General features: G+C 62.0%; 11 protein-coding genes and 1 pseudogene. 8 read left to right on the top strand and 4 right to left on the bottom strand.

Features of this window, described 5'->3' with window-relative positions:
- Positions 1-164: 164 nt before the first annotated feature.
- The gene (locus AOA60_RS16385; protein WP_099585330.1) at positions 165-1,190 is read left to right on the top strand and encodes a UV damage endonuclease UvsE; all 1,026 of its coding nucleotides are present in this window, start codon (positions 165-167) and stop codon (positions 1,188-1,190) included.
- Positions 1,187-1,981, top strand: coding sequence for a nucleotidyltransferase domain-containing protein (locus tag AOA60_RS16380; protein WP_099585329.1), 795 nt, complete (start codon positions 1,187-1,189; stop codon positions 1,979-1,981). Before AOA60_RS16385 ends, AOA60_RS16380 begins: the two co-directional genes overlap by 4 nt.
- 86 nt (positions 1,982-2,067) lie before the next feature.
- Here AOA60_RS16380 and AOA60_RS16375 read toward each other — a convergent pair whose 3' ends face one another.
- Complete coding sequence (locus AOA60_RS16375) at positions 2,068-4,008, bottom strand: methyl-accepting chemotaxis protein (protein ID WP_099585328.1); 1,941 nt, start codon at positions 4,006-4,008, stop codon at positions 2,068-2,070.
- Between the two features lie 149 nt (positions 4,009-4,157).
- Positions 4,158-8,141: a bifunctional nitrate reductase/sulfite reductase flavoprotein subunit alpha gene (locus AOA60_RS16370; RefSeq protein WP_099585327.1), complete on the bottom strand. Its 3,984-nt coding sequence runs from the start codon at positions 8,139-8,141 to the stop codon at positions 4,158-4,160.
- A 586-nt stretch (positions 8,142-8,727) separates the two neighbouring features.
- On the opposite strand from AOA60_RS16370, the gene nirB reads away from it, so the two are divergent.
- The 4 genes and pseudogenes from nirB to AOA60_RS16345 all read left to right on the top strand — a co-directional run bounded on the left by nirB (position 8,728) and on the right by AOA60_RS16345 (position 12,694).
- The gene (gene nirB, locus AOA60_RS16365) at positions 8,728-11,271 is read left to right on the top strand and encodes a nitrite reductase large subunit NirB (RefSeq protein WP_099585326.1); all 2,544 of its coding nucleotides are present in this window, start codon (positions 8,728-8,730) and stop codon (positions 11,269-11,271) included.
- On the top strand, positions 11,271-11,612 hold the full coding sequence (gene nirD / locus AOA60_RS16360) for a nitrite reductase small subunit NirD (RefSeq protein WP_099585325.1): 342 nt from the start codon (positions 11,271-11,273) through the stop codon (positions 11,610-11,612). The genes nirB and nirD overlap by 1 nt, the downstream gene beginning before the upstream one ends.
- Before the next feature lie 268 nt (positions 11,613-11,880).
- Positions 11,881-12,252, top strand: a pseudogene (locus tag AOA60_RS16350) (HIT family protein); the annotation flags it as partial.
- The gene (locus AOA60_RS16345) at positions 12,245-12,694 is read left to right on the top strand and encodes an NUDIX hydrolase (protein WP_099585324.1); all 450 of its coding nucleotides are present in this window, start codon (positions 12,245-12,247) and stop codon (positions 12,692-12,694) included. The pseudogene AOA60_RS16350 and the gene AOA60_RS16345, both read left to right, overlap by 8 nt.
- Here the strand turns inward: AOA60_RS16345 and AOA60_RS16340 are convergent.
- Positions 12,691-13,251 carry a cysteine hydrolase family protein gene (locus AOA60_RS16340; protein ID WP_099585323.1) on the bottom strand — a complete coding sequence of 187 codons (561 nt, stop codon included), beginning with the start codon at positions 13,249-13,251 and terminating at the stop codon, positions 12,691-12,693. The genes AOA60_RS16345 and AOA60_RS16340 overlap by 4 nt on opposite strands.
- Positions 13,252-13,370: 119 nt before the next feature.
- Here AOA60_RS16340 and AOA60_RS16335 point away from each other — a divergent pair, with 119 nt between their 5' ends.
- Positions 13,371-14,771 carry a hypothetical protein gene (locus tag AOA60_RS16335; RefSeq protein ID WP_099585322.1) on the top strand — a complete coding sequence of 467 codons (1,401 nt, stop codon included), beginning with the start codon at positions 13,371-13,373 and terminating at the stop codon, positions 14,769-14,771.
- Positions 14,772-14,843: 72 nt separating this feature from the next.
- Here the strand turns inward: AOA60_RS16335 and AOA60_RS16330 are convergent, their stop codons facing one another.
- Complete coding sequence (locus tag AOA60_RS16330) at positions 14,844-16,409, bottom strand: PAS domain-containing methyl-accepting chemotaxis protein (protein WP_099585321.1); 1,566 nt, start codon at positions 16,407-16,409, stop codon at positions 14,844-14,846.
- 163 nt (positions 16,410-16,572) lie between these two features.
- Here AOA60_RS16330 and AOA60_RS16325 point away from each other — a divergent pair, with 163 nt between their 5' ends.
- Positions 16,573-18,771, top strand: a complete 2,199-nt coding sequence (locus AOA60_RS16325) for an OsmC domain/YcaO domain-containing protein (RefSeq protein ID WP_099585320.1) — start codon at positions 16,573-16,575, stop codon at positions 18,769-18,771.
- Positions 18,772-18,862: the final 91 nt, after the last annotated feature.

Below are 18,862 nucleotides of genomic sequence, written 5' to 3'. Positions count from 1 at the left end.
TCAACGTAGCTATCCAACGCATCTGGGCGCGGCAGCGCATAGGAAGTGAGCGCGGCGCTTGTCAGAAAGTTCAGGGTGATCAGTGTCTAAATATTATGAACCCGCTGCCTGAGCCCACGCCTAACGCCGTATCATCCTGTCCTTTCCTTTCGCCGGGCGCCTCCATGACACACCCTCGCATTGGCTTTGCCTGCCAGTACAAGCATCCTGAACGCCTATTGTCGGCCAGCGCCCTCAAGCTGATCGAAGGCCCCTTCAACCCGCGCACCACCACCTTGCGCTGGATGGACGGAGTCACGCCGCAGGTCGCCCGCGACAAGCTGGTCGAAGTGGTCACCCATAACCTGGCGGCACAGTTACGCCTGCTGGCCTATGTCGCCGACCTGCCGCCGACCTTGCGCATGCTGCGCCTGAGCAGCGACCTGCTGCCGTTCTACAGCCATCCTAAAGTCGCCGACGTTTATAAAGACCCTGCCATCGAACGCCAATTGATCGAAGGTTTCGCCGCCATCGGCGAGCTGGCGCGCGCCTCGGATATTCGGCTGTCGTTCCACCCCGGCCAATACTGCGTGCTGGGTTCGGAAAACCCCGGCGTGGTGGAAAACAGCCTCGCCGAATTCGAATACCACGCCGACATGATCCGCATGATGGGCTACGGTCGGCGCTTCCAGGACCTCAAGTGCAACGTGCACATCGCCGGGCGCCTCGGCGTGGAAGGCACCCGCGCCGTGTGGTTGCGTTTGTCCGAGGTGGCGCGCAACTGCATCACCTTTGAAAACGATGAAAAGACTTATGGCCTCGACCACTGCCTGCAAGTCGCCGACCTCGCGCCGGTGGTGCTCGACATTCACCACTGCTGGATCAACGAAAACGAGTACATCGACCCCAACAGCGAACGTGTCGCTCGCGTGATCGACAGTTGGCGCGGCGTACGCCCGACGATGCATTACTCCCAACCCCAGGAAAGCCTGCAGGAGCTGGGTTTCGACGCCGAGCACAAGCTGGAAATGGACGCGCTGTTGCAGGTGGTGTCCAAGCGCGACCTGTACGGCCACAGTGCGCAAATGTGGAACCGCTGGACCAACGACTACGCGCTGCAGTTTCTGGAGCGCTTCGACATCATGCTGGAAGCCAAGGACAAGAACGTGGCGGCGCTGGCGTTTTATGAACACTGGAAGAAACAGTCATGAGCCTGTCGAACATCGACCTCAACGGTTACATCCTCAGCGTCACCGATAGCCCCGTGCAGCCTGAGTTTCAACCACTGCTTGAGGATGTCTGCGCGTCGCTGTCGCAGGATGATCTGGGTCTCGATGGGATCTATCTGTACGGCAGTGTCGCCAGGGCAGACGCCACGCCCGGGGTCTCTGACCTTGACCTCACGCTGGTGCTGCGCGAACCGCCGACTGCGCCGCTATTGGAACGCCTGGAAGCGATCCGCCAGGCGCTGGAGCAGCGCCACCCGGAGGTCATCAAGGTGGATTTCGATATTGGCAGTCGTGCGCAAGTCCTGGCGCCTGAAAACACGCACAGCTGGGGGGTTTGGCTCAAGCACCATTGCCGCTGCCTGTGGGGCAATGACCTGTCGCAGCAGTTCGAGCGGTTTCGGCCTTCACGCGAGATCGCCGTGGCGCTGAATGCTGACTTTGAACAGGTGTTGGCGGGCTATCTCGCACGTATCGCGCAGGCCGATGCCGAGCCGCAACGCCTGCGCTTGCAGCGTGAAGCGTCGCGCAAGGTGGTGCGGGCCACGCATGTGTTGCGCTCGGAAGAGGCGACGACGTGGCCGCAGACGCTTGAAGAACATGTCGCGCTGTTCGTGCGGTGTTATCCGACGATGATCACACAGGTGGCATTCTTTCTGTTTGAAGCGCGAAATCCCGAAGCGCAAGGCGATAACTTCACCACCCGGTTGCAAACCTTTATGGCGTGGATGGCCTTGCAACATACCGCCGCAATCGCGGCACAGGTATCCACATAGCTCCTGAAAGCTGACACATAACGTTGTGGTGAGCGAGACAAGCCCGCTCACCACACGCCAGCGCCTACAGGTGCGCTTGCCGAAAGTCAGGACTTGAAGCGCCCCACCAACCCATTGAGCTCGTCCGACAACTCCGACAACCGCCCCGAGTCGTCCTGCGCCGAGTTGGCCAGGCTTTCCACCAGCCGCGCTTCGTCGTAGATCTGCTGGATATGCCGGTTGATCTCTTCGGCCACGCTGTGTTGTTCCTCGGCGGCGGCGGAGATTTGCAGGTTCTGGTCGCGGATCTCGTTGACCGACAACTGGATGCCTTCAAAGCTGTCCCGCGCGCTCTCGATGGACGACACACTGGCCCGTGACAGGTCCAGGCAACTGCCCATTTTTTGCGTGACTTCCTGGGTCTTGTTTTCCAGGGTGCCGAGCAGGTGTTCGATTTCGCCGGTGGAGTCCGAGGTGCGCTTGGCCAGTGCGCGCACTTCATCGGCCACCACCGCAAAACCGCGGCCCTGATCACCGGCGCGGGCCGCTTCGATGGCGGCGTTGAGCGCCAGCAGGTTGGTCTGTTCGGCAATGGCGCGGATGGTGCCGAGGATCTGGTTGATGCTGCGGCTGCCGGCTTCCAGTTCGACCATGGCCTGGGACGATTCGGTCAGGCGGCGGCCCAGGCGGTTGACGTTGTCGGTGGTCACTTCAATCTGCTGCTTGCCCTCGGCCACGCGGCGGTGGCCGTTCTCGGCGGACTCCGCCGCGCCGCTGCACGAGCGCGCCACTTCGTTGGCAGTGGCGACCATTTCGTTGAACGCGGTGGACACCAACTCCACCGCCTCACGCTGACGCCCGGCGGCTTCGTTCATGTTGTGCGCCACTTCGCTGTTGACCTTGGAGGCGTTCTGCAAATTGGCCGAGGCTGCGCCGATGTGCTGGATCAGTTGGCGGATGGCCGCCAGAAACTTGTTGAACCAGCCCGCCAACTCGGCGGTTTCGTCCTTGCCCTGCACCTGCAGCGCGTGGCGCAGGTCGCCTTCGCCCTCGGCGATGGATTGCAAGCCGCTGCTGACCTGGCCGATGGGCTTGACGATCACCTTGGAAAACGCTGCCGCGAGCAAGCCGAAGACCAGCACCAGCACGCCGACGATGGCGGCGGTGAGGTAGGTCATGCGTGTGGCTTCGGCCATCACTTCGTTGTGTTCGATCAGCCCGATGTAGCGCCAGCCCAGGCCGGGGGAGGTCCACACGTTGGCCATGTAGCGCACACCGCCGATCTCTACTTCGGTGGAGCCTTGGGGCGTTTGGGCAAGGTGGGCATAGGCGTCGCCCAAATCCTTGAGCGGCTTGAAGCTGTGGCCGGCGTCACGCGGGTCCACCAGCACCACACCGTCCTCGATCAGCATCACGTAGCCGCTTTCGCCGAGCTTGATGCTCTTGACCAGTTCGGTAAGGTTCTTCAGCGATACGCTGACCACGAACACGCCTTTGGCTTTGCCCGCGTTGTCGAGCAATGCCCGTGCAGTGCCCACCAGGGCCACGTCGTCTTTGTCGTAATAGTAAGCCGGGGTGCGCACGGTCTTGCCGGGGCTGGCCATCGCCGCTTTGTACCAAGGGCGCGTGCGCGGGTCGTATTTGGCCAGTTGCGGGTCATCCGGCCATTTGACGTAGGTGCCGTCTTCCAGGCCGATGGACAGAATGGCCGCCGCCGGGTGGGTGGCGCCAAAGCGGGCGAAACGGTCGATCACGGTTTGCGCGGCCGCAGGCATCGGTTGGCTGGGCGCATCCGCGGGTTGGTAATTCTTCAAGGTGTTGATGGAGGTGTATACAGGATCCGTAGCCATTTGATCGACGTTCTGTAGCGTGCCGTCGAAGAACTGGCGGATATTGCCATCGATCTGGCGGATTTCCCGGGTGCTGCCATCAATGAACTGTTCAACCGCCTGGGTTCGCGTGTTCATGACAGAGATCACGGCCACCAGGCTGACCGGGATAAACGCGACAGAGACAAATGCCAGGACAAGCTTATTTTTTATTTTCATCGAGACGACCATCAGCGCAGAGGGTGGTCAAACCGCCGCACGCTGTAATAACAGTGCGGCGATTTGCTATCAATGCTGTTTCGGCCCGTACTCAGCAAATCTTTAGGGTTTTTTGTACACAATACAATTGACGATTGTTCTGTATCCAATCAGTAGACATCACGCAAATAACGCTTCTGCTCGCTCAGTTGGCGCCAGTACTCCACGGCGTCCTCCACGCCCAGCCCACCGTGGGTGTGCGCCACTTGGCGCAACGCCTGGTCCACATCCTTGGCCATATGGCTGGCGTCGCCGCAGATGTACAGCCTGGCGCCGTCCTGTAACCAGCGCCACAGCTCGGCGCCCTGTTCGCGAATGCGGTCCTGCACGTAGATCTTCTGCGCCTGGTCACGGGAAAACGCCAGGCTCAGGTGAGTGAGCAGGCCATCGCGCTGCATGCCTTGCAGTTCGTCCTGGTAGTAGAAGTCGCTGGCGGCGTACTGCTCGCCAAAAAACAGCCAGTTACGGCCCTGATGCCCCATGGCCCGACGCTCCTGCAAGAACGCGCGAAACGGCGCCACCCCAGTGCCGGGACCGATCATGATCATCGGCACATCGCCGTCCCTGGGCGTGCGGAAGTGTTTGGACGGTTGCACAAACACCGGCACTTCGCCGTCGCCGACGCGGTCGGCGAGGAAGGTCGAGGACACACCTTTGCGTTTGCCGTATCGCACCGCCGCCACGGTGAGGTGGACTTCCTGGGGATGGGCCTTGGCGCTGGAGGCAATCGAATACAGCCGCGGTTGCAGGCGCTTGAGGGTACCGAGCAGTTCGTCCGCCGAGCAGTCGATGGGGTATTCCTGCAGCACATCCGTGAGCTGTCGGCCCCATAGCCAGTCTTTGAGTTCGGCCTTGTGCTCGGGTCGAAGCAGTTGCTCCAGCCCTGAATTGGCGCTGCGTTCGGCAATAAAGGCCAGGGTCTCGTTGCCGGGGCGGGCGATTTCGAAGTGCTGGGTCAGGGCTTGTTGCAGCGACACGTCACCGAACGTCTCGATGTTCACCGAAGCGCCTGCGCTCAGTTGGGTCAGCTCAAGCAGTTCGCTCACCAGGTCCGGGCAGTTGCGCGGCCGCACGCCGAGGGCATCACCGGCTTCGTAGGTCAGGCCGGAGCCCGTCAGGTCCAGGGCGAACTGGCGGGTTTCCTTGTGGGCGCTGTTGGGGTTCAGGTGCCGGTTGAGCAGCAGGCGTGACGGGTGCAGTTTGGTTTTGCCGGCCGGGGTGGCCGCCGCTGCGACGGGTTTGGCCGGGTTGAGGGTTTGCTGGAATCGGGTCAGCCAGGCATCGGCGGGTTCTTCGAATTCGGTGTCGCAGTCGACACGTTCCAGCAGGCGAGTGGCGCCCAGTTCCAGCAGGCGCTGGTCAAGCCTTTTGCCGTGCTTGCAGAACTGGTCGTAATTCGGATCGCCCAAGGCGAGCACCGCAAACCGCAGAGACTCAAGGCGCGTCTCGACGGTGCTGAGGCTGTGCCAGAACCCTTCGCCATTGTCCGGTGGATCGCCGTCGCCAAAGGTGCTGCTGATCAGGGCCAGGGTCTGGATGCTGGCCAGTTTGCTTGCGGGGAAGTCCGCCATGACGCTCAGTTCTACGCTGATGCCCGCTTCGCGCAGGCGTTTGGCAAAGCGCTCGGCGAGGGCTTCGGCATTGCCGGTCTGCGACGCCCACAACAGCGTGACGTCCGGGGCGGCTGCTGGCGCAGAGTCTGCGCGGCTGAACAAACCGCCGAGCAAGCCGTCCAGCCATAGGCGGGCATCCTTGGCCAGCGGCGCGCTCGCCGGCATTACCGGTACGCCAGCGTCCTGGCGCGCCGCACTGGCGTGCAGGCCGCTGAGGAACCCGGCGAGGTAGGTGCGTTCACTGTCGCTCAGTGTCGGCGCCGGTACGTTACGGATACCGGCGAGTTCGGCGAAGGCGTCGAGGCGCGACATGCTGAAGTCCTCTCGGAGATCTTGGGGAGCGGGTTGATCAAGGAACTGATGGTCGATCAGCTCGACTCGGGCCAGCGCGACAGCGCAGCACTTGAACTCGGGCTGCAGGGAAATCGGGTCGACGGCATCGTGGGTCACCGCGTTGATCGCCAGGTGCTCGCCAAACACATCATTCCAGTGGAAGGGCGCAAAGCAGTTGCCGGGACGCACGCGGTCGGTGATCAGCGCTGGCAGCACGGCACGCCCGCGCAGGGAGCGCACCTCCACCGGATCCTTGGCCTTGAGGCCCAGGCGCCTGGCATCGTCGGGGTGGATTTCCACGAACGGGCCGGGGTTGAGTTTGTTCAGGGTGGCGACCTTGCCGGTCTTGGTCAGGGTGTGCCACTGGTGCTGCAGGCGGCCGGTGTTGAGCACGAACGGGAAGCGCTCGTCGGGCATTTCCGCAGGCGGCATATGGGGGCGCGGGAAGAACTGGCCTTTGCCGCTGTCAGTGGCGAATGTGAGCGTGCCGGCGGTGCGGTAGCGGATCGGGTTGCGGTCCGCGCCATCAGCCGAAGCGCAGGGCCATTGCAGCGGTTGTTCACGCAGGCGTGCGTGGCTGGCGCCGCGCAGGTCGTAGCCGGTCTTGGGGTTCCAGGCGCGTTTAATTTCTTCGAATACCTCGGCGGCGCTGGCATAGGTGAAGGCGTCGGCAAAGCCCATTTCACAGGCAACCCGAGCGATGATTTGCCAGTCGGGCAAAGTGTCGCCGGGCGCCTCGACGGCTTTCTGCATCAGGGTCAGGTTGCGTTCTGAGTTGATCATCACCCCTTCAGCCTCGGCCCACAGCGCGCCGGGCAGCAGGATATCGGCGTAGCGGTTGGTCTCGGTGTCGAGGTAGGCGTCCTGGGTGATCACCAGTTCGGCGGTGCGCAAACCGTCGATGGCGATCTGGCGATTGGGCACGCTGGCCACCGGGTTGGTGCAGATGATCCAACACGCCTTGATCCGCCCGGCAGCCATCTGCTCGAACATCGCCACGGTGCCGTTGCCGGCCTGGCGCGGCAGGTGGTCAGGCGGGATTTGCCAGAGGTCTTCGATAAATGCGCGGTCGGCTTCGACCAGCACCGAACGCTGCCCCGGCAGGCCTGGGCCCATGTAGCCCATCTCGCGGCCACCCATGGCGTTGGGTTGGCCGGTGAGGGAAAACGGCCCGCTGCCGGGGCGGCAAATCGCGCCGGTGGCCAGGTGCAGGTTGCACAGGGCGTTGGTGTTCCAGGTGCCGTGGGTGCTTTGGTTGAGGCCCATGGTCCAGCAACTCATCCACTCGGCGGCCTGGCCGATCCAGTCAGCGGCTTGGCGGATATCCGCTTCGGCCAGGCCGGTGAGGGCGGCGACGCGGTCGGGCGAATAGTCCTCAAGAAAGCCAGGCATGGCCTCCCAGCCTTCGGTGAATGCGGCGATGAAGGCTGGGTCGGTGTGGCCGTTTTTAACCAGCAGGTACAGCAGGCCATTGAGCAGGGCGAGGTCGGTGCCGGGCTTGATCGGCAGGTACAGGTCGGCCTTGTCGGCGGTGGCGGTGCGTCGGGGGTCGACCACGATCAGCTTCGCCCCGGCCTTGACCCGGTCCATCATGCGCAGGAACAGAATCGGGTGACAGTCGGCCATGTTGGCGCCGATCACGAAGAACAGGTCGGCGCGGTCAAAGTCTTCGTAGGACCCCGGTGGCCCATCCGAGCCCAGGGACAGCTTGTAGCCGCTGCCCGCGCTGGCCATGCACAGGCGCGAGTTGGATTCGATGTTCGGCGTGCGCACAAAGCCCTTGGCCAACTTGTTGACGAGGTACTGCGCCTCCAGGGACATTTGCCCGGACACGTAGAACGCCAGCGCATCGGGGCCATCGCGGTCGAGGATATGGCGCAGGCGGCTGGCGGTTTCGCTGATGGCGGTGTCCATGGCGATGCGCACCGGGTCGTGATCGCGCTCTTCGCGCAGGTAGGCATTCTCCATGCGGCCTGACTCGGCGATGGCTTGGCCGCACGTAGTGCCTTTGGTGCACAGGCGGCCGAAGTTGGTGGGGTGGGCCTTGTCGCCGATCACCTTGACCACTTTATTGTTTTCCACTTGCATCACGATGCCGCAGCCGACGCCACAATAAGGACACACGCTGCGTACGCTATGGTTTGCCATCCGTCACCCTCGAAACTTTTTTACCCGCCAACAAAAAAGCGCCCTGCAACCCTCCGTTTGGAAACGGGGGTGCACGGCGCCTTTGTCGTGAATGGGCAATCAGCGTTGACTGCTTTATGCAGGTGTTCCTAGCAAGTCACGCGCCAGCTTTGCATTTCAAGTGGCTTACCCACTGTGGCGAGGGAGCTTGCTCCCGCTGGGCTGCGAAGCGCCCCCAAAATCCTGGGAGCGCTGCGCACTCCAGCGGGAGCAAGCTCCCTCGCCACAGAGGCGGGTATGCGCACTTATATGATGCGGGGCGCACCAGTTGGAGGCGCAATCGTGGGCGTATTGCTGGGTTGAAGGGCTGGCGTAGCCGCGACTGCGGGGTTGCGGCCAATTGGCACGCCGCCTGCAAGCTCCCCCTCAACCCCACTCGGTCAACGACGATCGACAGGCCCTTCAAGGTCATGGGCATAAAGCGATGGATCCGGCGAAGTCGTCCGAACCGATCCCGCATAAGAACAGGCAAAGACGCCTGGAACCGCAAGGTTTCAGGCGTTTTTTTTTGCTTTTTAAACCGTGATGAATGTTGTCAGGTGCTGATATGAACAAACCGATGAAAACCCTGATCGTCGTTGGCAATGGCATGGTCGGTCACCATTGCGTGGAGCAACTGATCGAGCGCGGTGCGCTGGAGCACTTCCACCTGCATGTGTTCAGTGAGGAGCCGATGCGCGCCTATGACCGTGTGCACCTCTCCGAGTATTTCACCGGCCGCGATGCCGAGTCGTTGGCCCTCTGCGAAGCGTCGCTGTACCAGACGCCGGGTGTGACCTTGCACTTGGGCGTGCCGGTGCTGGAAATCGACCGCGCCCGCCGTGAGGTGATCACGGCGCAGGGCTTTGTGGGCTACGACACCTTGGTCCTGGCCACCGGTTCCTACCCGTTTGTGCCACCTATTGAAGGCGCCGAAGGCGATTCGCGGTTGGTGTATCGCACCTTGCAAGACCTTGATGCCATTCGTGCTGCGGCAGCCAATGCCCGGCGCGGGGTAGTGGTCGGCGGTGGCTTGCTGGGCCTGGAAGCGGCGAACGCCCTGAAAAGCCTCGGCCTGGAAGCCCATGTGGTGGAGTTCGCGCCGCGCTTGATGCCAGTGCAGTTGGATGATTTTGGCGGCCTGGCGCTCAAGGCCCAGATCGAACGGCTGGGCGTCGGTGTGCACCTGTCCCGTGCCACGCAGTCGATCAGCGCGGGCGAGCAGTACCGCTATCGCATGAACTTTGCCAACGACGAATTTCTGGAAACCGACCTTATCGTGTTCTCAGCCGGTATCCGCGCCCAGGATGCACTGGCGCGCCAGGCTGGCCTGGAGATCGGCCCGCGCGGCGGCGTGGTGATCAACGATGAATGCAAAAGCTGCGACCCGCACATCTACGCGATCGGCGAGTGTGCCTCGTGGAATGGCAGCCTGTTCGGCCTGGTCGCGCCGGGCTACCAGATGGCCCGTGGGGTTGCCGCGCTGTTGTGTGCGCAGGCTGCCGAGCCGTTTGTCGGCGCCGACATGTCCACCAAGCTCAAACTGCTCGGCGTGGACGTCGGCTCCATCGGCGACGCCCACGCCCACACGCCGGGTGCGCGCAGCTACCAGTTTATCGACGAGGCCAGCGCCAGCTACCGGCGCCTGGTGGTGGACGCATCGGGCAAGCATGTGATCGGTGCGGTACTGGTGGGTGACAACAGCTACTACGACACCTTGCTGCAATACATGCAGAACGCGATTGCGCTGCCGGCGGAACCGGCCAGCCTGATCCTGCCGTCCTCCGCTGGCGCACCGACCCTCGGCCCCGGCGCGTTGCCCGAATCGGCCACCGTGTGTTCCTGCCACAACGTCACCAAAGGTGCGATCTGCTCGGCCATCGACGGCGGTTGCAGCGACCTGGGCCTGCTCAAATCCCAGACCAAGGCTTGCACCGGTTGCGGCGGTTGCGCGGGCTTGCTCAAGCAGGTGTTTGAACACGAACTGATCGCCCGTGGTGTCAGCGTCGACAAGAGCCTGTGCGAACACTTCGCCTATACCCGCCAGGAACTGTATGCCCTGGTGCGGGTGGAAGGGGTGATCACCTTCGAAGAACTGCTGGCCAAGCACGGCCGTGGCCACATCGGGTGCGACGTGTGCAAACCGGCGGTGGGTTCGATCCTGGCTTCGTGCTGGAACCAGCCGATCATGGATGCCTCGCTGGTGCCATTGCAGGACACCAACGACACGTTCATGGCCAACATGCAGAAGAACGGCACCTACTCGGTGGTGCCACGGATTCCGGGCGGCGAGATTACCGCCGACAAGCTGATCGTGATTGGCGAGGTGGCGAAGAAATACGACCTCTACACCAAGATCACCGGCGGCCAGCGCATCGACCTGTTTGGCGCGCAACTGCATGAGCTGCCGGATATCTGGGCCGAGCTGATCGCGGCCGGCTTCGAGACCGGGCACGCGTATGGCAAATCCACGCGCACGGTCAAGTCCTGCGTGGGCAGCACCTGGTGCCGCTACGGCGTGCAGGACAGCGTGAAAATGGCGCTGCTGATCGAGGACCGCTACAAGGGCCTGCGTTCGCCGCACAAGCTCAAGTTCGCGGTGTCCGGCTGCACCCGTGAATGCGCTGAAGCCCAGAGCAAAGACGTGGGCGTGATTGCCACCGAAAAGGGCTGGAACCTCTACATTGCCGGTAACGGCGGCATGCGTCCGCGCCATGCCGAACTGTTCGCCACCGACCTCGATGACGCCACGCTGATCCAGTACATCGACCGTTTCCTGATGTTCTACATCCGCACCGCCGACAAACTGCAGCGCACCTCGGTGTGGCGCGAAAGCCTGGAAGGCGGCCTGGATTTCCTCAAGGACGTGATCCTGCACGACAGCCTGGGCCTGGGCGCCGAGCTGGAAGCGCAAATGCAACTGGTGGTCGATCGCTACGAATGCGAATGGGCCAACGCCCTCAAAGACCCGGAAAAGCTCAAGCGCTTCCGCACCTTCGTCAATGACAAACGCCCGGATCCGGACATCCACTTTGTCCAGGAACGCGGCCAGCGCCGGCCGATCATGGCCGCTGAACTCAACCTGATTCCTGTCATCGAGGAGCTTGCCTGATGAGCCAGTCCACCTGGAAACGCGTGTGCAACGAGACTGACCTGGTGCGCCATTCCGGCGTGGTGGTGTGGCTGGACGGCGCGCAAGTGGCGCTGTTCTACCTGCCGGGCGCGCAGGAACAGACGCTGTTCGCCATCGACAACCATGACCCGGAGTCGGGAGCGAATGTGATTGGTCGCGGATTGGTCGGCAGTATCAAGGGCGATCTGGTGGTGGCTGCGCCGATCTATAAGCAGCATTACCGCTTGCACGACGGCCAGTGCCTGGAGGCGCCGGATCAGCGCCTGCGGGTGTGGCCGGTGCGGTTGAATGCTGGAGTGGTAGAAGTAGGCGTGGGCTGACACACCTGGGTCTAAATGTGGGAGGGGGCTTGCCCCCGATAGCCATAGGTATCTACACAACTTCCAGTGGATGCTGAATCTATGGCAAATGGGCTGTTGTGGTGAGCGGGCTTGTCCCGCGCTGGGCTGCGAAGCAGCCCCATCAAAGCCACCGCGTTTTTTCAGAAAAACCAAGTTGCCTGGTTTTGGGGCTGCTGCGCAGCCCAGCGCGGGACAAGCCCGCTCACCACAGAGTTATGTATAAGCCTTTGAGAGTTGTGTAGATAGCTATGCTGTGATGGGGGATGTGCAGTTTCTGCCGGGCTACTGCCTGCTGTTGCCTGATCCGGTGGTGGCGAGCTTGAACGACCTGGATACCGAAGCCCGCGCCGCCTACCTGCTGGACATGGCGCGACTCGGCGATGCCGTGCTGCAGGCCACTGACGCCTTGCGCATGAACTACGAGATCCTCGGCAATTCCGAGCCCGAGTTGCATTGCCATATCTTCCCGCGCTACGCCTCGGAGCCCGACGACAAGCGCAGGATGCCCGCGTGGTTTTATGACTGGAAGAGCGCGGTTCCTTATGCAGAAGAGCTTCACGGGGAGTTGCGCCAGGCCATTGCGCGCTTGCTTCAGGACGCGAGCACATCCCATGCGTGAACGACAGGCATCGCGACTGTTGGTGATCAGCCCCTCCCAAACCGTGCTGTTGTTCAGGTTCGTGCATAAGGATGGCGCGCTGGCCGGGAAAAACTACTGGGCTACCCCGGGCGGAGGGGTTGAGCAGGGGGAAACCTTTGAGGCCGCGGCCATCCGCGAGCTGCGCGAGGAGACTGGGATAACGGTCAGCAGCGTGGCGGGCTCAGTGGGCGAGCGCCGTTTCCCGATGATGCTCCCCACTGGCGAAACCGTGCTCGCCGTCGAACAGTATTTTGTGGTTCACGCAGAAAGCGAAGCGCTTTCCAGCGCTGATTGGACCGTGGAGGAAACACAGGTCATGGCCGACCACCATTGGTGGTCGGCGCACGAACTGCGATCGACGCAAGAAACGGTATTCCCCGAGTCTCTGTTGGACATGCTGGTGAGCGCGGCATTGTTCTAAGCCGACGCCAGTATCTCATCGCTCCCGACCACCCTGGCGTAATCCATCGCCAGGTTGCTCAGTGACAGCGCATGCACATCCTCCGCTGGCCACAGGCGCCCCGACAAGTCGCTTTGGTCAAACGTGTAGCAGGCGTCGGCGGCCACGATGACATCAAAGCCCAGGTTGCCGCCTGAGCGCGCCGTGGCCTCGACGGAGTTGTTGGTGATGACCCCGACGATCACCAACTGCCTGATCGCTCGCGTGTGCAGCCAGCGTTCCAGGCCGGTGTTTGTGAACGCATCCGGTACGTTTTTCTCCAGCACATGCTCATGCGCCTGGGGCTGCAGTGCGGGCTGGAATTCACAACCCGGTTGCCCCGGCCAGAACACGGAGCCCGGTGAGCGGGAGATATGCCGCACATGCACGATGGGTCTACCGACTTGCCGCCAGGCGCTGAGCAGACGGTGCATGTGCAACTCCGCATGCGGATTGTTACGTCGCCCGAGCGCGAGTTGGTTGATGCCTTGCTGCATGTCGATGATCACCAATGCGGCGTTGTTGCTTAACGATTCCATGGCACCTCCCTTCGCGCGTGAGGCCCGCAACATAGCAGCCTACGGGCACATCCAAACAGCGATTTATGCGCGGACAACCGCTACACTGCCGCCCCCGAATTTCAGCAAGGATGCTTTGAATGCGTTCGCTTGTCAGCGCTGTGCTCCTCTCCATGGCCGTGGCGGCTCCGGTCATGGCCGAACCCCGCTCGTTCTCGGTCAATGACCCCAGCGGCAAGTACCTGGTTGAAGTGCTGTTCCCCGAGGTGCCGCAGGACTTGCAGTACCTGGCGCGGGCACTGGTCACCCTCCGCGACGCAGCCACCCTCGAAATCCTCCAGCAATTGCAGACCCCGGACGCCCAGGTGCCGATGGACCAGAACGGTAAAACCGTCGACTGGCGTTTGATGGGGGAGAACGGCGTGGTGTACTTCGCCGACATCAATCAGGACGGCCGCCAGGACTTGGCGATCCGCAACGGCACCGGCGCGGATAAAGATTTCCAGTCCAGTTACGACGTGTACCTGCAAGACCCGCAAAAGACGCAGTGGGTGCTGAACGGCCCCTTGACCGAGCTGGCCAACGAAACCTCCGGCGGCATGTTCTCGGTCAACCCCAAGGACGGCATTATCCATTCGCAGACCGACCGTGGCTGCTGCTGGACACGTGCGAGCCGCTGGCAAATGCGCAACGGCGAACTGGTGCGACTCAGCTCATATACCCAGCAAGAAGTGCCTGCGACAGACGATGACGCCAACACCAGCATGCCCAGCGGCTACATGCTGCGCACCACCGGCGAATGGAAGGACGGCCAATGGCTGGAAACCGCCAGGCTGGAAGGGCCGGTCAATGAAGATGCACAGCGGCTGGTGGGCACCCTGGATGGCAAAATCCCGGTAGAAATCTGGTACCAGCAACAGGGCGCGGTGATGATTGGCGAGCTGCGCTACACCCAAAGCGGCAGCGGTAAGCCGATCAAGTTGGTGGGGGATCGCGGCGAGTATGCTGATGAGTCCTTCCTTTACCTGCATGAATACACCGATGACGGCCATCAGACCGGCATTTGGCGCATCAAATCGGATTACACCGGTACCTGGGTCAGCAGCGCCAAGGGCGACCAGCGAGAGCGAGCGATCCAGTTGCACGACGAATACCGTGAGCCCGAGTACGAAAAGTTCGACGAAGTCGCCCGCGATCAGCGCAACGGTCACTACCAGATGCGCAACGACTTCCTCGACCGCGACGGCGACCTGGACCTGAAAATCCTCCCCGACCGCGATGCCCAGGGCCGGGAAGTGGCAGAGTTCACCTTGACGCTCAAGGAAACCGGCACCGACAAGGTGATCGTCAGCGCGCACCACTCGGTGGCGATGGAAACCGAAAACCTGATCATCGTGCGCGAGCCCTTGGCGACTCGTCGCGCCGGCCCGTATCACATTCAACTGGTGAAGAATTTCGCGGTGATCAACCACAACTCGGCGCCGGACTTTGCGGATTACTTCACGGGGATGTATCGCAAGCAGCCTCAGGGGAATCCGTAGATTGCGTCTTCACCCTCACCGGGCAAGCGCAAGCCGTAGGCACCTTGTAACAGGGTGCCCGCTTGCCTTCACTCAGCGATTGAAGCGTTCTACCAACGCATATTGAGTGGCCGCCGTATTGGTCAGCTCCTTGCTCAGGCCAGTGGATTGATGGGCTTGCATCGACGTCTGGTCGGCCAGTTCGGCGATGGTGGTGATGTTGCGGCTGATCTCCTCGGCGACCGCGCTTTGCTCCTCGGTGGCGGCGGCGATCTGGGTGGTCATGTCGGTGATGTGGGACACTGCTTCGCTGATACCGACCAATGCCTGGTCCGCTTCCAGCACCCGCGCCACGCCTTCCTGGGCCTGGCGTTGACCGTTTTCCATGCTTTGCACGGCGTTGTTGGACGACGCCTGCAACTGAGTGATCAGGGCGTGGATCTGGGTGGTGGATTGGGAGGTGCGCTGGGCCAGTTGACGCACTTCATCGGCTACCACGGCAAAGCCACGGCCCTGCTCGCCAGCGCGGGCGGCTTCAATCGCGGCGTTGAGCGCCAGCAGGTTGGTTTGATCGGCGATGCCTTTGATCACGTCCACCACACTGCCGATTTCGTCACTGTCCTTGGCCAATTGCGCCACGGTGGTGCCGGTTTCGCCCACCACGGCAGACAACCGCTCAATGGCCAGGCGGGTATCACGCGCCACTTCACGGCCACGGCCGGTCAGCACGTTGGCTTGTTGGGTGGCGTCGGCCGTGCGCTGCACATGGCTGGCGACTTCCTGGGTGGTCGCCGCCATCTGGTTGACGGCGGCGGAGACTTGCTCGGTTTCGACGCGCTGGCGATCCAGGCCTTTGGAGCTGGCGGTGGCCAACTGATCCGATTGCCCGGCCAGGGCGCTGAGCTGTTCGGCACTGTCCTGCAAGCGGGTGAGGCAGGTTTTCAGGCGGGCGTTCTGGCTGAGGAACGCGGTTTCCAAGCGCGCCTGGGGGCCGCTCGCGTCGCTGTACATCTGGGCGATCAAGGCATCCGATGTCGAGGGTTCGACACCCGCCAGCAGGCGCAAGGTGCTGCCTTGGCGTACGCGGGAGCAGAGCACGCCCACCGGCACGGCGACGGCGACGGCTACCGCAATGGCGACCGGGGCGCTGAGGAACAGCCCGGCCACACTGCCGGCGATACCGGTGGCTGCGTAGGGGATGCAGCTCACCAGTGCCGGCACCCAGGCATTCATGGATGAAATACCCGTCTTGCCTTGGCCCAGACGTCGATACAACGCCTCGGCGCGGCGGATTTCATCGGCCGTGGGTTTGACCCGCACGGACTCGAAACCCACCACCCGGCTGCCTTCGAAGATCGGCGTGACGTAGGCGTTGACCCAATAATGGTCGCCGTTTTTCGAGCGGTTCTTGACGATGCCCATCCACGGCAGGCCTTGCTTGAGCGCAGCCCACATGTGTGCAAAGACCGCCGGCGGCACATCGGGGTGACGCACAATGTTCTGCGGCGCGCCGATCAGATCGGCGCGTTCAAAGCCGCTGATTTCGACAAAGGCATCGTTGCAATAAGTGATGCCACCCTGAGTATCGGTGGCAGAGATCAGTTTTTGTGAAGGCGCGAGTGAAATCTCGCGTTGTGTTACGGGCTGGTTGTTGCGCATTCCGACTACTCCCTGGTTGCACACAGTCCATCGGCGCCAACGTGCAGAAGATTAATCCACATTGGCTATTTCGCCAGCCATTGGTCAAAAGCCTGAAATTAATCGACGAAAAACCCCATAATGGCGGCCATTTTTGTTTAGCCCGTTATTCTGGTGTGCCCCCATGGAAATCAAGGTCAACTTTCTCGACAACCTCCGGCTTGAAGCCAAGTTCGATGACTTCACGGTGATTGCCGACCAACCGATTCGCTATAAAGGCGACGGTTCGGCACCGGGGCCATTCGATTACTTCCTCGCATCGTCGGCGCTGTGCGCCGCGTACTTCGTGAAGCTGTACTGCCAGACCCGCAATATCCCCACGGACAATATTCGCCTGTCCCAGAACAACATCGTCGACCCGGAAAACCGCTATAACCAGATCTTCAAGATCCAGGTCGAATTGCCGGCGGATATCTCCGATAAGGACCGCCAGGGCATCCTGCGTTCCATCGACCGTTGCACCGTGAAAAAAGTGGTACAGGCCGGGCCCGAGTTTGTGATCGAAGAGGTGGAAAACCTCGACGCCGACGCCCAGGCCTTGTTGATGCCCAGCAGTCTGTCGGAGCAGGGCACCTACATCGCGGGCAAGGACCTGCCGCTGGAGCAGACCATCGCCAACATGTCCGGCATCCTTGCCGGCCTGGGCATGAAGATCGAGATTGCGTCGTGGCGCAATATCGTGCCCAACGTCTGGTCGCTGCATATCCGCGATGCGCATTCGCCGATGTGTTTCACCAACGGCAAGGGCGCGACCAAGGAGGGCGCGCTGGCGTCGGCATTGGGCGAATTCATCGAGCGGCTCAACTGCAACTTCTTCTACAACGATCAGTTCTGGGGAGAGGCGCTGGCCAACGCGCCGTTCGTGCATTACCCGGATGAACGCTGGTTCCAGCCAGGCCCGAATGACGAGTTGCCAACCGAGATCCTCGACGCTTACTGCCGCAAGGTCTACGACCGCGAAGGCGAGTTGCGCGGTTCGCACCTGTTCGACACCAACTCCGGCAACGAAGCGCGTGGCATTGTTTCGCTGCCGTTCGTACGCCAGTCCGATGGCGAGGTGGTGTACTTCCCGTCCAACCTGATCGAAAACCTCTACCTCAGCAACGGCATGAGCGCGGGCAATACCCTGGCTGAAGCCCAGGTGCAGTGCCTGTCGGAGATTTTCGAGCGTGCGGTCAAGCGTGAAATCATCGAAGGCGAATTTGCTTTGCCGGACGTGCCAGCTGACGTGCTCGCCAAGTACCCGAGCATTGTGGCGGGCATTGAAGGTCTGGAAGCCCAGGGCTTCCCGGTGCTGGTCAAGGATGCGTCCCTGGGCGGCGAGTTCCCGGTGATGTGCGTGACCTTGATGAACCCGCGCACCGGCGGTGTGTTCGCCTCGTTCGGCGCCCACCCGAGCCTGGAAGTGGCGCTGGAGCGCAGCCTTACCGAACTGCTGCAAGGCCGCAGCTTCGAAGGCTTGAACGACTTGCCGCAACCGACCTTCGAAGGCCAGGCAGTGACGGAGCCGAACAACTTCGTCGAGCACTTCATCGACTCCAGTGGCGTGGTGTCGTGGCGCTTCTTCAGCGCACAGTCGGACTACGAATTTGTCGAGTGGGACTTCAGCGGCGAAGGCGAAGACTCCAACGTCCAGGAGGCTGCGACTTTGTTCGGCATCCTGGAAGGCATGGGCAAAGAAGCCTACATGGCGGTGTACGAGCACCTCGGCGCCACCGCATGCCGCATCCTGGTGCCGGACTACTCGGAAATCTACCCGGTGGACGACCTGATCTGGGACAACACCAACAAGGCGCTGTTTTTCCGCGAGGACATCCTCAACCTGCATCGCCTGGACACAGAAGAATTGCAGGCGCTGGTCGAGCGCCTGATCGAAAGCGAACTGGACGACTACACCGACATCACCACGCTGATCGGCATCGAGTTCGACGACAACACCGTGTGGGGCCAACTGACCATCCTGGAGTTGAAGCTGCTGATCTTCCTGGCCTTGCAGCAGTACGAGGAGGCGAAGGAGTGCGTGGAGATGTTCCTGCAGTACAACGACAACACCGCCGACCGTGGACTGTTCTACCAGGCGCTGAACGGGGTGCTGGAGATGGAACTGGACGACGACCTGGACCTGGCGGACTACGAAGCCAACTTCCGCCGCATGTTTGGCAATGAGCGGATGGACGCAGTGATCGGCTCGGTCGATGGCAGTGTGCGGTTCCATGGGTTGACGCCGACCAGCATCAAGCTGGAAGGGCTGGACCGGCATCTGCGCTTGATCGAGAGCTACAAGAAGCTGCACAGCGCACGGGCGAACATCAAGTCGAACTGATCGTGTGTGCAGGCGCACTGGCTTCTTGGGGTGAGCAGGCTTCTGTGGTAATTGGGCTCCTTAGGGTGAGCAGGCTTCTGTGCTAAGTGGG

Origin of the sequence: Pseudomonas sp. 2822-17 (assembly GCF_002742485.1) — a bacterium.
Classification (GTDB): Bacteria; Pseudomonadota; Gammaproteobacteria; order Pseudomonadales; family Pseudomonadaceae; genus Aquipseudomonas; species Aquipseudomonas cyclaminis.
This window is presented reverse-complemented; position numbering and strand designations above follow the sequence as displayed.